Genomic DNA, 14,254 nt, shown 5'->3' on the forward strand with positions numbered 1-14,254 from the left:
GTGTCGTTTAAGCAATCTTCCTATGGCAGCCGCCGCGCGCTCCCGTTATCTTTCAAAAAAACACAACATATCCTAGGGAGAACCGCCTTGACGCTTGCACCAGAGGAACCGCCGCACGCTGTCCCATCCAGTGTTCCGGTCAGCTTGACCTATCGAAGCCCGGACGGACTGACGCTGGCGGCGAAAGAATGGCCCGTGCCACAGTCCGCGGCAAAAGACGAAAAAGTCACGGTCCTGTGCCTTCCCGGCCTTTCGAGAAATACACGGGACTTCAATGAGATCGCTGCATTTCTTCAAGGCCAAGGTCACCGTGTCATTGCCCTGGACTATCGCGGACGCGGCGACAGTGATTGGGACCCGGAGTGGCAGAACTACGCGCTTCCCGTTGAGGAAAAGGACATCGATGCCGCGATCGAGGCATTCAAACTTGATCGTTTTGCGATTTTGGGCACATCCCGGGGCGGGCTGCATGCGCTCGCAATGGCCCACCGGTACCCACCCGACCGGCTGGCCGCCGCGATTTTCAATGACATCGGGCCACATATCGAGATGCGGGCCATCCATCGGATTGCAGCAACACTTGGCCGCAACATGTCCTACGCGTCCCTTGATGAGGTCGCCGGTTCCCTTCGGCACATGCTCGGAATGCAGTTTCCGGTGTTTTCAGCTGACGATTGGCTGAAAATGGCGGGCCAGGTTGCCTCTGAGAAGGATGGAAAGGTTGTGCTCGACTACGATCCGGCCCTTGGGCATCAATTTGCAAGTCTTGATGACGGCGCTCCGGTTCCCGATCTTTGGCCACTTTATGAATTCTTGAAAGATAGGCCCGTCATGGTCATTCGCGGAGAAAAATCGGACCTTTTGGGAGAAGACACTGCACAAAGGATGGTGGATAGCCACTTGAACGCTGTGCTTCACACGGTTGCAGGCCAGGGTCATGCGCCTGTTTTGTGGGACAGCGAGACGCATGAGCGTATCGGAGAATTTTTGAGCAAGGTCTGACACTCCCCGTATTTGTTTGGCCGTTGCGCCAAACAATAAGAGAAAAAGCCGGGACCCATTTGGGTCCCGGCTTTTTTCTTTGCCGCAGGTCGTGCTGGGCAAAAAGAAAACCCGGCGTTTCCGCCGGGTTTTCCATCAAACCTTAAGATAAGGATTGATTAGAACGTGCGCTGTACGCGGAAGGTAACAGTCATGTCCTGGTTGTCGGTAGCGCCGCCGCCGAAGTCTTCGTCCTTGTACTCGAATTCAGTACCGATTACGAGACCGGAGACCGGTGTCCAGCCGAGGGTCGCGTGTGCGGACCAAGCGGACAGGTCGTTGACGTTGTTCAGAGCGTCGATATCCCAGTACTGACCTTGAACCGCGGTGTAGATGGTCGGGGTCCAGTAGTGAGTGATACCAGCTGCAACGCCCCAACCGGTGGAGTTGGACAGGCCAGTGCCAGCAGCATTGAGGGTCGCGTCGTAGGAACCGTATGCTTCGTGGATGTAGCCGATTGCACCGTCAGCGTAGACAGCGCGCAGGCCGAGGCCAGTGTTGGAGCCGAGCATCGGCAGGTTGAAGCGTGCAGATGCACCGATCGCCCAACCGGTCTCAGAGTCAACCGGAGCTGTGGAAGCACGGTTAGCTTTAACAACACCCATCAACTGAGCGCCGCCCCAACCCTGAACTACGTTCACGTTGGCTACGAGAGCCGGGTAGCGGAAGCCACCGCGGGAGTAACCGCCGATGTAAGTGCTCGGGGAGCGCTCACCGGTGTTGGACTCGAGAGAGACGCTTGCAGACAGGCCGTTACCGAAGGTAGCGGTGTAAGCTGCGAGGTTTGCACGGGAGTCAAGACCCTGACCGATGCGGGAACCCCAGGATTCACCAGTCCAGTAGTCGAAGAAAGAACCGGTACGACCGAAGGTGAAGCCGCCGAGCTGAACGAATGCGTCCCACAGCTCAGTGTTGCCGCCAGCGGAACCGAAGTTGGAGTTGTTGGAAGTGAACCAAACGTCGGTGTAGGTGCGCAGCAGGCCGAATTCGGTCTGTGTACGAGCGTCGAGGCGGATGTAACCACGAGCACGGAAACGCAGGCTGTCGTCAGCCTTGGAGTCCCAAGAGTTCGGGCCGTCGTTACCGAAGTCAGAGATGCCGTAGTCGGCACGAACACGACCACCTACACGCAGGCAGGTTTCGGTGCCCGGGATGTAGAAGAAGCGAGCGCCGTAAGCGTCACAGATACGTACGTAGTCAACCGGCTCCGGAGCAACCGGAAGATCAGCTGCCTGAGCAGTTGTGGCGGTAGCAACGGCTGCAGCGCCGAGCATCATGCCCTTAAAGAGTTTCATGTCTGACCTCCAAAATCAGTCAAATTTGCCAGCATCAAAGTGATGCCATTATCCCCGCGAATAATTTCTGTATTTGCTTCCTGCCGGAGGTTGGACGTCCGCGGTATGCAAATCAGTGCGGCCCGAAGCCGCTCGCAGTTGTGACCATACGCATCCCGATCTGCCGTTCAACTCCGAAATCCGGTTTGGAGCCGCCGGGCAGGGTTTTCAGAAACCGGTGTTGCGTGAATGTCACAAAATCAGCCCCGACATTTAGGATTTGGTAGGATTTAGAGACGTTTGAGTGGGTTAAAAGGGGTTTCTGAGCTGATCCTACTCCACAGAGCAGCATAGGTTCGACGCCCCAAAAGACCGGAATCGCGCCAAGGAATCGCTTCCCACCTCAACTCCGGTCGCAGAGCGCCCTTAGATCGTAATTCCGGAAGACTGCCGCTGAATGCGGCTCCGGCAGCTAAGGTTTTTCCGGGCTTTGGGTTACCTCAAGGACGATAGACACCTTGGACGTCTGCCCCTTCCCGTCGAGAATCATGAGGTCGGCAAAGCCGGAACCGGGTGCGTTCCAGAAGAATCGGCGTTCAAAAGTTGCCTTCCCCGTCGGTGTTCCGTTTACGAAAAGCCGGAATGGCCGTTGACCGCCATCAAACTTGACGACCATTGGATGCACGCCCTCAGATGTATCCTCGCCAATCTGCAGCCGTGCACCATCCGGCGGGAAGGTGATTCCCAAACGGCTGGTGGTGCTGGTCATCTTGGGACGGGATTTGACACGGGCATATCGGAGCGGTTCGGTAAGCGGCCGCATCGCGGCGTGAGCGATGTCTTCCGGCGGCTTGGGTAAAGGTTCCCGCCCCGCAGCCAAAGACTGATAAGCTTCATGAAGGATTGGCACCGCCGACGAGGCACCGGTTTGGCCCGGGACTGGCGACCCATCGGCCCGGCCTGTCCAGATGCCCACCACATAACGACCGTCATATCCAACAGCCCAGGCATCACGATAGCCATAAGATGTGCCGGTTTTGTACGCGATGGCCCCTTTTGCTGGATTGAGAGGCTGCGGCAAGCCGGACAGACTGTCAGTGACTTGATACGCCGACTTCTCGTTCAGAACCGGCATGGCCTGCCGCGCAGCCCCCGAACCAGACTTGCATGGGTATCGACAGGATCGCAGTTCAACCGGATCTCCGCGCCGTGCGAGGGCGGCATAGGTCTGCGTCAGGTCGCGGAGCGACAATCCGATTCCCCCAAGACCAATGGCAAGCCCAGGCGCGCTGCCTGGTTCCAGCTGCGGCTGAACGCCCGCCCGTCTCAACCGGGCAAGAAGTCTCGCCGGACCAACTGATTCCAAAAGCTGGACCGCAGGTGTGTTCAAGGAAAGTTGCAGGGCCTCATCCAAAGTGACCGTTCCCTGATAGCCCCGATCAAAATTGGTAGGACGATATCCGGCAATGTTGGTTGGCCTGTCGACAATCAAGCTGTCCGGCTGGCCAATCCCCTCCTCAAAGGCGAGCCCATATATAAAGGGTTTCAAGGCAGACCCGGGTGACCGGGTTGCCCGGGTCATGTCCACGTGTCCTTCCCGGCTTTCATCCAGAAGGTCGGGTGCGCCAACGCTTGCCAGGATCTCGCCGGACTTATGATCCGCAACCACCATCGCGATCGACAGCGGTGCAGGCATCACCGCCGCCCTGCGACGGGCGAGATCTTCCAGAGCCTGTTGCAAGTCCCTGTCCAGTGTCAAACGCAGAACCGGCTCGGAAGGGTATGCGGCTCTTGCCTCACGGGTCTCATGGGCTGCGAGCAGCGGCATTGGATGCCGCTCGGCCCGAAGTGGTTCGTTGGCTGCGGATCTAGCTTCCTCTTCACCCAGCACACCTTCCCGGACTGCACGCGCCAGAACACGGTTGCGGGCCTTCAGTGCATTTTTGGGATGCCTGTCAGGGCGGCGGTTCTCCGGACTTTGCGGCAGAGCCACAAGAAGGGCCGCTTCGGCCGGGGTCAAACGCCGCGGTTCCTTGCCGAACCAGGTAAGGCTTGCCGCCCGGACCCCTTCCAGATTGCCGCCGAAGGGCGCGCGCAAAGCATAAAGGTGCAGGATCTCGTTCTTGGTGGCCACCTGCTCCAGCTGAACAGCTTTCAGGATCTGCTGATACTTCCGTTTCAGCGACTTGGTCGGCGTCTCATCCAGAAGCCGGGCAACCTGCATTGTCAGTGTCGAGCCACCGGAAACAAGCTGGCCGCTGGCAATGGCCTGCAAAGCGGCGCGGCCCAACGCCAAAACATCAACACCACCATGCTGCCGGAAGCGGTTGTCCTCATAGGCGAGCAGCAGTTCGAAATAGAGCGGATCGATTTCGTCAAGCTTGACCGGCAAACGCCACTTGGAATCAGCGCTTGTGAAAGCGCGCAGCAAACGATCTTCACGGTCGAGAACGACGGTTGACACAGACAGATCGGAGGCCCTCGGCAAAGGCGGCAGTTGCCGATAGTCTGCAAAAACGGTCCAGGTAGCGGTGCCGAGTGCCAGCAAACCACCAGCGCCAGCAATGAGCCCCCATCGTTTCAGTGACCGTCTGTTCATCCGTTCACGCACCGCACAGCTTTTCTACCTGGTCGGTCCAAGCACCACGAAACGGGCGGTTTCCGTGATGGCCCGCCGGTCCGGCCGGTACATGTCTTCAACCGAAGCCGGTGGATGCGTGAACGTCCCCGGTGTCGCCGCGCGCGCGAGATACGCAAAGGTCAGCTCCCGGTTGCCCCAATTGCTTTCATCGACCGAGACTTCGAACCGATCGGAATAGAACGCGCTGTAATCCGGTTGGTCGATCGTTGAAAGGAATGACAAGCCGCCGAGATCACCGGAACGCACCAGACGCGGATTGTCGATTGAAAGCCCTGCGGGCAAACGGTCGACGACCATCAACCTGCCCGGCTGATCAGAGAGCGGCCGTACGGTCAGGACAACGGCGATCCGGGTATTCACGGGCACCGCGGACGGGTCAATGACATTGCCATCGAGGTCATAGAGTGTCCGTTCGACGGCATAATCCTTGCCGTCGGCCGGTTCCGGGCTAAGCGGCTGACCGGCAATCGACATCAGCACTTCAGTTGGCTTTTCGCCGGCATTGCGGACATCCACCTGGCCGGACTTCAACTCGTCAAAGCCAAGTGTCCAGGCAAGCCGGCCCGGTGTTTCCACACCATCCACAGACAGGCGGGCCTCTTCCGCCGACTCGTTCAGCGCATTCGCTGCGAGCAGCAACCACGCCATATCCTGTGTTGACCGGCTCCGGGCGCTGCTGTCCACCGATGTCAGTTCTGAAACCGCGCGGGTGTTCAACTGCTCACTGACAGAAGCCGTCACCACATAATCAGTGACACCAGCCGCATCGCGAAGCTTTGATCCGAAGTCTTCCCGGTAGGTGCTGGATGCTGTCCGATCCAATGCATCAAGAGCGGCACCAAATCCGGTTGCCGCCCGCTCATCTTCGCCGTAGAGCGCAAGACCGGCCGCAAGCTGCGCCTTGGCGAGCGGTGTCGCAAAGTTCTGCAGTTTGGCATCCAGATAGTATCTGAGATCCCCCATGGAGGCCCGGCCATTGCGCGCCAGGACATAAAGCGCATAGGCAATGTCCTCACCACCACTTTCAAAGTCAGACGCGTAGGCAAGCCTGTTTTCCAGATTGTCGAGCGCGGACGTGAAGGCGAGATCTGGAACCAGGTAGCCCTTTTCCCGCGCCCGGGTCAGGAAGTCGGCAACATAAGCATCGAGCCACGTCCCACCGCTGCCATAGCTGTTCCAGAGCCCGAAGGACCCGCCAGAGGACTGGTTGGCAAGAACGGCGGCAATCGCCTTGACCACCCGTTCACGAATTTCATCGTCTCCGCCAAGGCCAGCGGCTTCTGCAACGTCGCTCAAGTACAACAACGGCAGCGCCCGGCTGGTGGTCTGCTCGGTACAGCCATAAGGATACCGATCCAGCGCTGCCAGAAGGCCAGCCACATCTATGCGTGCCGCCCCACCCGCTGTCAGCGTGACTTTCACGCTGTCTCCGCGAAGATCGTCAAAGCTGGCGGCATCCACCTCAAGCTTGTTCCCCGGCGCCAACTCGAACGCATAACTGCGCAGAACTTCCGGCTGGGTGTCCTTGATATCCAGATTGATCCGTTTGAGGACGGTTTGAGCGTCAGGCGCGGTCAGGGATGCAACGATTTCGGCGCTTCCCAGTGCGTCGCCCGCCACCATCGGCAGAATGACTTGCGCCTTCTTGCCCGTCTCCAGATCGAGAATTCTAGGCTCGCCCGGACCGTCTCCGAGGCTCAACCCGTTGCTTGCAGTCAGCTCCAGATCGTAAGCACCTGACGGGACATCGACCGGGTCGATTTCCAAAACTAGCCGGGATGTATCGCCCGGGGCAAGAAAGGCCGGTGTGCTCGCCGTCATGACGACCGGCGCTCTCACCTCGATCTCTTGTTCTCCATGACCGACACCGGACTTGCTCCAGGCCACGGTGATTACGCGCAAGGCACCGTTAAAGTCAGGCACGTCAAACGAGACCACCGCCTCGCCATTGTCATCAAGCTTCACAAGGCCGGAGAACAACGCCACAGGTTCATCATCCGGCGGCGGCGCATCCAAACGCATGCCCATACCGTCTCCGCCGGAGCGAACCTTGCCCCGTGCGCCAGACATTCGGTCAATGAGCTGGCCGTAAAGATCGCGGATATCGCTTCCGAGGCGGCGCTGACCGAAATACCACTTTTCAGGGGCCGGCGTTTCATAGGCCGTCAAGTTGAGTATTCCGACGTCCACCGCGGCAACCGTGATGTAAGCCTCTTCACCTGCGGCCAGATTGGCAAGTTGGACCGGAACATCCAGCCGGGTTTGTGGCCGGATCATCGACGGCAGATCCATCGCAACTTCAAGATCCCGATCACCGGGGTCGACCTGCAGCCAGGAGAGCCCCATGGCGCGCGACGGCATCTGAGCTTGATCGACGTCCATCGGCCGGTAGAGGCTAGCCGTGATGTAGGCCCCTGCCCCCCAGGCCGCGTCCACCGGAATGTCGACCTCCGTCTCTTCTCCGGAGACGTCTATTGTTTGGGTTGAGAGAAGGCCGCCGGACACCACGTTGATCACGGCTGTGCCCGCCATTTGCGGTTTCAAGCGAAGTTTTGCGATCTCACCTGGCCGGTAGTTTTCCTTGTCGAGCCCGACATCGAGATAGTCCGGCGTGTCGGATGTCGCATTGGCGGTGTACCAGCCCGCCTGGAAGGTCACCCGTGTTGCGGTCTGCAGCGTACCGCTGCCTTCAATATCCAGGCGGTACTCTCCCCACTCCACAGGGAGCGACAGGCTGGCCGGTTGGGAGTCCGACACATCGAGGGTTCCTGTCGAGATCCGGCGGGTCGAGGTGATCGGCTCGTACGACCAGCGACCATCCAGACGGTACCATTGGTAGCGCCGGTCGACCTTGGACAACGTCCAGCTCAAGCTGTTTGCCGCGATCCGCTCGCCGGTTTCGCCAATCACAATTACTGTAAACTCGGCAGGACCACCCTCATCGACACCGCCGTCGAAGGCAGGCCGGATCCCAATGCGTGGCCCGTCGAGGCTGACGGGCAGATCCAGCGTCCGCTCAACATAACGTCCTCCGGTTTCCACAAGACGGGCGACAATCTCGGCGTCATAAAGACCCGTTGTTTCCGGCAGCTCCGGCAGATCAGCAGAGAAGGTCAACGCGCCTTGATCATCGGTCCGAAGCCCGGACGGCAAGCGCGTGCGCTCAGAATAAGCGTCCGAGTCTTCAATGCCAAAACGGTATCCCGGATACGCCTCCATCGTGCGCACCGGGCGCGCGATCACATCACCTTCCAGAGATTGGCCACTTGCGGGCGAACCATACAGGAACTTTGCCGACAATGAGACGTCGATCGGTGCAGTTCGGCTGAAGGTCTCAGAGGCGGTTTCCAGCGTAAAATTGACCCTCTCCGGCTGATAGTCCTCGACAAGGAAGGTCTTGTCCGCAAGCGCTTCGCCATCCGGATCCAGCAGGACCTGCCAAGACCAGATGCCCTGTTGGGCGGTCGGGCTCAAATCAATGTCCTGAACATATCCGCCGAGACCGCCATCCTGCAGCGTGTACCGCGCATGTTCGACCCCGTCCGGGCGCCGGACAATGAATGTCAGCGGCAAACCGGTCTGTGCTTCGGCCTTCGCTGTTCGGAGCAAGGCCTGCGCATGAACAGTTTCGCCGGCCTTGTAGATCCCACGATCAGACCAGGCGAAGACGTCCAAGGGACCGGGTGCCGGGCGTCCGTCGACGCCGCGGTCTGACAGATCAAAGGCGGGTTTGCGCAAATCCAGGAAGCCGTAATCGCCCTCTGCCGTTTCTGCGACCAGAATGCCGGGCGCACTGCCCCCACGCCCAAGGGTGAGACCTGAGGCGAACCTGGCAAACCCGTCCGCATCGGTTTCACTTGTTCCGAGGATCTCGTTGTTGACAGCGATCAACCGGACACTGACGCCTGTGAGCGCCTCAGCGCTGGACAGGGACCGGATATTGGCCGCAATTCCATCCGTGCCGGACATGGCGGTAAGCCCAAGATCAGAAACGAGGAACCACTGTGTTGCGAGCGGGCCCCACTGGTTCTTTACGTCCAGCTTTGACCTTGCGGTCATGGCGTAAATACCCGGCTTCATCTCAAGCCCGGTTTCAGATAACGGGATGGCCGTCGTGATGTCCTGATTGAGCTCATTGCCGGTATCAACGATACCGCTCCAGACCTTTTCCCCGAGATCCTCCTCGATCTGGTCGGCCTGATAACTGCCCAGCTGGCGCAGGAAGCGGTTGTCTCTCAGGACATCGGCTACCGACCGGTCGCCGATCCGGTAGATGGTTGCTTCAACTTCGTTGGTGTTGACCGAAATGATCGGGATCGTGGGATCCCCACCTGCGGGAAGCACATAAGACCGGCCAAGGAAGTTGACCAACGGACTGCGGTCCCGGACGTAAATCGAGAGATCTGAAGACTTTTCGAGAACTTCTCCGTCAGCTGCCGGCAGGCCGCTCCTCGCAGTCAACTGGTAGCGCGCGCCGTGGCGCACACCTTCTGCGCAAACCTGAGATCCATCGGTTTCAATCGACACTGTGCCGTCGCCCCGGACAGAAACATAAGGGCTCAGATCTTCCCCAACCGGCAGCTTTTGCGAAAAAACCAGACAGATTCGCGGCGTTGCACTGTCCGAATCGACCTGATGATCGACAATCCGGAAACCATGCTCCGCCATCAGTTTGTCGTAGCGCCGTCGCACGGAGCCACGTTCTTCCAGTGCGAGCGACGCCCGAAGGGACTTGATGGCTGCTTTGTAGTTTTGTCGAAGGGAAAGACCGCGCCCCAGATATTCGAGCGCAAAGGCCTGTTCCTCAGGCGTTCCAGCCCGCAAATAGGCATTGACCGCGGCCGAGACGAGGTTCTTGCGCTTCGTTTCCCGCTCCTGCCAATCGTTTGGGTCTTGCAGAATGAGCGCTGTCGACAGTTGAACCCACGGATCGAACCGCGTTGGGTCCAAGGCGATCAGCTGGAGGAAGTCAGCCTCTGCCAGAGCGTTGTTGTTGTTGGCAAGCGCGTTTGAGCCGTTGCGGCGGAGTGTATCTGCATCGGGGCTGCTCGGCCGGACCGTCTCTTCGATCCGCTGCAAATAGGTTTCCGCTGCTTCCAAGGTCTCACGGCTTAGAAAATCAAGCTCAGCCTTTCTTTCACCAGTGGTCGCAAAGGTCGACCTCTGGACCTCCACCACGCGGCCGGCAATCGCACCGGCAAAACTCTGCATCTGCCCGGCGGAGGACTTTAGAAAACACCACCCGGCACTGGTGTTGTAGGTGAAGGCTTGGCACTGGTTGTCGCTAAGACACGCCGACTTGCAGCCATCAAGGTCCACATCCTTGACCGTCTGATAATCACCGCCGAAGAAATCCGCGTCCTCAATGGTGACAATCCGTCTGTCCTCGGCGTCGGCTGTTTCGGTGAATGCACCAATTGCCGCTCCGCTCGTCAGGATTGCCCCTGCGATTAACAAAGAGAATCTGAAAACAGAGCTATCTGATTGATTTTGCGAAGAATTATTCAAAAAACGCCACATGGCCAGTCCTCCCGGGCCGAATAACTTCAGCTATGAAGGCACCGGAAGATGACGAGGACAAGGCAATTTTTCTGAAACGCAAACCTTGCGGCAAGATCAGCCGACGCGGGCGACCAACTCTTCAATCAATAGATTGACCTCCTGAGCGGCTTTGCTGGACGGGGCGTTTTCAGTCACGGACGCTCCCCGGCCCATGGCAGAAGCAAACACGGTGCGGTTTCCAAGTCGTGCGCCCAATGTGTCATAGCCGGATGCGGCAATGGCATCGGCCATTTCGCCGGTCAAGGAAGCCCGCGGAGGGACCCGGTTCATGACAAGGAGTGCCGGGGTATCTTCCCGGGCTGCCAGGTCGATGGTTTGGGATGTCGCCCAAAGGTCGACGGGCGTTGGCTGGATTGGCACGATCACAAAGTCGGCGGCATCAATTGCGGGCTTGGCATCCGTATCCGTTTTCGGCGGCGTATCGATGATGACATAACCGTGCGAGCGCGCCAGAGACCGGGCTTCCCGGCGGGCACCCCATCCGGAGGCGGTCCGGAATTCCAGACCGGTCTCGTCTTCCCCGAGCGTTTCTTCGCGGGCCTCATACCAGGTGCCCAACGAGCCTTGCGGATCCACATCGAGAATGGCGACCGGCTCCCCGGATTTGGCTGCCAGTGCAACAGCAAGATGTGCCGCAAGGGTTGTCTTACCGGACCCGCCTTTTTGTTGTGCAACTGTAAGAATTCGTCCGGACATCAACACCTCCATGCTTCGCCGCCATATTGCGCCGCACTCTTTCGCATTGCAACACGTAGAAAACCGTGTTTCGTTAACCCATACATCATTTGTACCAGTGATAATTATATCCATAGGTTGTGAAACTATTCGGAGATTCAACCTGACAAGCTTGCAAGCCAGGACATGGGCGCTGCGCTGGAGAAACCCGGCACTTTGCAGGGCACTTTTGGAAAAAGCCATGGATGCTCGGACAGTGCCGGCCTTGGATGGACGGCCGCTGGCCTTCAATCTATCCTGGCTGGAACGTTGGCGCGGCAACTTCAAACCCGCCGGTGAGCTGGCGGATGTCGCCTTCCAGTCCATGTCAAAACAGTCCGATCCGGAAGGTTGGGCAGAACTTCTCGTGGTCAAGGCCGTTTGCGCCTACAGCCTCGGTGATCACAAGCTCGCAGACGAATTCCTGAAGGACGGTTTTGAAACGCTTGGCCCGCATGCGGAGAGCGGTGCCGGTATTGAGGTGCTGACCATCCTGGCAACCTTGCGCCAATACTCGGAAAACTATGACGAGGCCCTAACGCATCTTCGAGACGCCTTGCAGATCGCAGAGGATGCCGGTCTTTATTTCGAGCCCGGGCGCGTGTTGCATAATCTTTGCCGCGTCAATTGCCTTGCCGGAAACATTGATGCTGCGCTCGATGCAGGCCGGCAAAGTGTCGAACAGAACCGGTCGCGGCAGAACGCGATCATGCTGCCCTATGCCGAAGAAGTTTATGCCGGCGCGCTTGTTGCCAGCGGAGACTATGAAAAGGCCCGCGAAGAAGCTGAAAAAGGGCTGACAGCAGCTGTATTCAGCGATGATCCGCGGGTCACTTGCCAGCTGCATTTTGCAATCGGTTCAAGCTACCTGAAAGAAAACTGTCCGGCGGACGCGCTGAAGGTCTTCGAACAGGGCCTTACAGAAGCTACCGTGTTCGATTATCACCTCTGGATCCGGAACTTTCACCTGCACCTCTCCCAGACCCACGAAGCGATGGGCACATTCCAGCAGGCACTCGCACATCTCAAAGTCTATGCCGAGATGCAAGCGACACAGTTCAAGGTTGAAGCACACCGGCAAAGCTATGAACTGCGCAGCCAACTGGAGTACCAGCTCGCCCGCCGCAGTGCGGAATACGAACGCGAGCTTCGCGATCAAAGCGTCCGGCTGAATACAGAATTGGTCCAGGCCAATGAGACGCTGCAGATGCTGAACCGGCGCATTGAACACAACGCCCTACACGATGCGCTGACCGGCATCGGAAACCGGCGCATGATGACCCAGTATTTCGGCCGGGCGGAACAGTCCGATAACGGCGCTAAAGAAATTGCGGCCCTTCTCATCGACCTTGACGGCTTCAAATCCATCAATGACCGGTTTGGTCACGCAACAGGCGATGAAGTGATCAAGGTCATCAGTGAGCGCTTGAGAACGCTCCTGCTTGACCAGGAACTCCTGGTGCGCATGGGCGGCGACGAGTTTCTGGTGGCCTCAACAGTGAGAACGGATCAGGACGAGCTTTCAAAGCTTGCCCATGACATTCTTGAGTGTATCAATCAGCCGATAGATTTGCCTGGCGATCAAGGGGCGGTCGGTGCGAGTATCGGGATTTCCGTTGCCAGGATCCGGCCAAATCTGGAACGCAGCCTCCTTCAGGCAGCGGACGAGGCGATGTATGCCGCCAAACGCTCTGGCCGCAATCAGGCGTTCATGGAACCGCTTCCCGCAAAAACCGGCTCATAAGGTCAGCCTGATTTCTTTTACCGCCCACCGAGTGCGTAATAGACGTTCCAAGAGGGACGCCCGGTGACGGGCATGCCGTATTTCGCTTCCGCAGCCCGGATGCCCTTCCGCGTCATCGGGCCAACTTTGCCGTCGGGCTCACCAACATTGAAGCCGTTCCTGTTCAAAAGCTTTTGCAGCTCCAAACGCTGCGCTCTGGAAAGACCGGGATTGTCCGTCGGCCAGGGCGTCATGATCGGATCGCCGCCGGAAACAAGCTCAGACAGCACCGCGATTGCAAGACCATAAGACGTCGACGCGTTGTAAGATCTGAGCGCCTTGAAATTGCGCGTCACGAGGAATGCCGGGCCGTTCGCGCCTGCCGGCCGGATCAACGCCGTGTCGGCCTTGCTTTTAAAGGTGCTGCCGTCGAGATTTCTAAGACCGCGTTTGGTCCAGGTGCTCATGGAGGCATAGTTCTTGCGGCCGGACGGGCCGGAATAGCCCTTGGGCACCTTCACCTCGAAACCCCACAAACGGCTGTTGCGCCATCCGGCATTTTTCAGGAAGTTCGCGGTCGATGCCAAGGCATCCGGAACAGAGTTCACAAGGTCCTTGCGCCCGTCTCCGTCAAAATCGACCGCAAGACTGGCAAACGTTGTCGGCATGAACTGGGTTTGTCCGAAGGCGCCGGCCCATGAACCTTGGAAGTCGTCCATCCGAACATCGCCGCGCGAGGCAATCTGAAGCGTTTTCATGAGCTCGCCGCGAAAATACTTCTGTCGGCGTTTGCCGGCACACACCAGATTGGCAAGGGCGTGCGGCGTATAAAAATCCCCGCGGAAATTGCCGTAATCGCTCTCAATTCCCCAGACCGCCAAAACGATGTGCTTGTCGACGCCGTAACGTTTTTCGACAGCATCCAGTGTCCGCGCATGCTTTTTCAGGTTGGCCTTTCCATCCTGAATCCGCTGCGGGTCGACGAGAAACGCCATATAGTCCCAGATTTCGGTCTTGAACTCCGGCTGAGCCGTTGAAAAGCGGATGACTTTCTCGTCGTATTTCGCGCCTGATAGCATCTTCTGGGCAACTTCCGGTCGGACGCCTGCCGAAATCGCTTGCTGTTTCAGCGATGCAACGCAGCTTTCAATGGCCAAGGCAGGCGTTGAAAGGGTGGCCGCCCCCAAAACCGCCAACATCATGACCGAAGAGAAAACACCTGAAGATCTTCGCCGCATACCCAGTCCCGCTAGCTTTTGAATCACCTTGCGGAAACGCTGCCACGGGACCGCGACCGAA

Annotated in this window: 7 protein-coding genes; 2 read left to right on the forward strand and 5 right to left on the reverse strand. The window is 58.5% G+C overall.

Translation table 11 applies throughout. The annotated features are described in order from the left end of the window. The first annotated feature begins 87 nt into the window (after positions 1 to 87). On the forward strand, positions 88 to 1,002 hold the full coding sequence (locus ACQY4Z_RS03125) for an alpha/beta fold hydrolase (RefSeq protein ID WP_428526589.1): 915 nt from the start codon (positions 88 to 90) through the stop codon (positions 1,000 to 1,002). 158 nt (positions 1,003 to 1,160) lie between these two features. Here the strand turns inward: ACQY4Z_RS03125 and ACQY4Z_RS03130 are convergent, their stop codons facing one another. The 4 genes from ACQY4Z_RS03130 to parA all read right to left on the reverse strand — a co-directional run bounded on the left by ACQY4Z_RS03130 (position 1,161) and on the right by parA (position 11,214). Then, positions 1,161 to 2,336 carry a porin gene (locus ACQY4Z_RS03130; RefSeq protein WP_209177502.1) on the reverse strand — a complete coding sequence of 392 codons (1,176 nt, stop codon included), beginning with the start codon at positions 2,334 to 2,336 and terminating at the stop codon, positions 1,161 to 1,163. 451 nt (positions 2,337 to 2,787) lie between these two features. After that, positions 2,788 to 4,914, reverse strand: coding sequence for a penicillin-binding protein 1C (pbpC, locus tag ACQY4Z_RS03135; RefSeq protein ID WP_428526591.1), 2,127 nt, complete (start codon positions 4,912 to 4,914; stop codon positions 2,788 to 2,790). Between the two features lie 24 nt (positions 4,915 to 4,938). Further along, the gene (locus ACQY4Z_RS03140; RefSeq protein WP_428526593.1) at positions 4,939 to 10,413 is read right to left on the reverse strand and encodes an alpha-2-macroglobulin family protein; all 5,475 of its coding nucleotides are present in this window, start codon (positions 10,411 to 10,413) and stop codon (positions 4,939 to 4,941) included. A gap of 159 nt (positions 10,414 to 10,572) precedes the next feature. Continuing rightward, on the reverse strand, positions 10,573 to 11,214 hold the full coding sequence (gene parA / locus ACQY4Z_RS03145; protein ID WP_428526595.1) for a ParA family partition ATPase: 642 nt from the start codon (positions 11,212 to 11,214) through the stop codon (positions 10,573 to 10,575). Between the two features lie 220 nt (positions 11,215 to 11,434). Between parA and ACQY4Z_RS03150 the strand changes: the two genes are divergently transcribed. Next, positions 11,435 to 12,976: a diguanylate cyclase domain-containing protein gene (locus ACQY4Z_RS03150; RefSeq protein ID WP_428526597.1), complete on the forward strand. Its 1,542-nt coding sequence runs from the start codon at positions 11,435 to 11,437 to the stop codon at positions 12,974 to 12,976. Between the two features lie 17 nt (positions 12,977 to 12,993). Here ACQY4Z_RS03150 and ACQY4Z_RS03155 read toward each other — a convergent pair whose 3' ends face one another. After that, positions 12,994 to 14,193, reverse strand: coding sequence for a lytic murein transglycosylase (locus ACQY4Z_RS03155; protein WP_428526599.1), 1,200 nt, complete (start codon positions 14,191 to 14,193; stop codon positions 12,994 to 12,996). Positions 14,194 to 14,254 lie beyond the last annotated feature (61 nt).

The sequence above is a fragment of the Roseibium sp. genome, from assembly GCF_965276855.1.
In the GTDB taxonomy this organism is placed as follows: Bacteria; Pseudomonadota; Alphaproteobacteria; order Rhizobiales; family Stappiaceae; genus Roseibium.

What these genes read in the sequence shown, in the direction of transcription:
- pbpC (WP_428526591.1), bottom strand. Translation starts at nt 4,914, where the DNA reads ATGAACAGACGGTCACTGAAACGATGGGGGCTCATTGCTGGCGCTGGT.
- ACQY4Z_RS03130 (WP_209177502.1), bottom strand. Translation starts at nt 2,336, where the DNA reads ATGAAACTCTTTAAGGGCATGATGCTCGGCGCTGCAGCCGTTGCTACC.
- ACQY4Z_RS03155 (WP_428526599.1), bottom strand. Translation starts at nt 14,193, where the DNA reads ATGCGGCGAAGATCTTCAGGTGTTTTCTCTTCGGTCATGATGTTGGCG.
- ACQY4Z_RS03150 (WP_428526597.1), top strand. Translation starts at nt 11,435, where the DNA reads ATGGATGCTCGGACAGTGCCGGCCTTGGATGGACGGCCGCTGGCCTTC.
- parA (WP_428526595.1), bottom strand. Translation starts at nt 11,214, where the DNA reads ATGTCCGGACGAATTCTTACAGTTGCACAACAAAAAGGCGGGTCCGGT.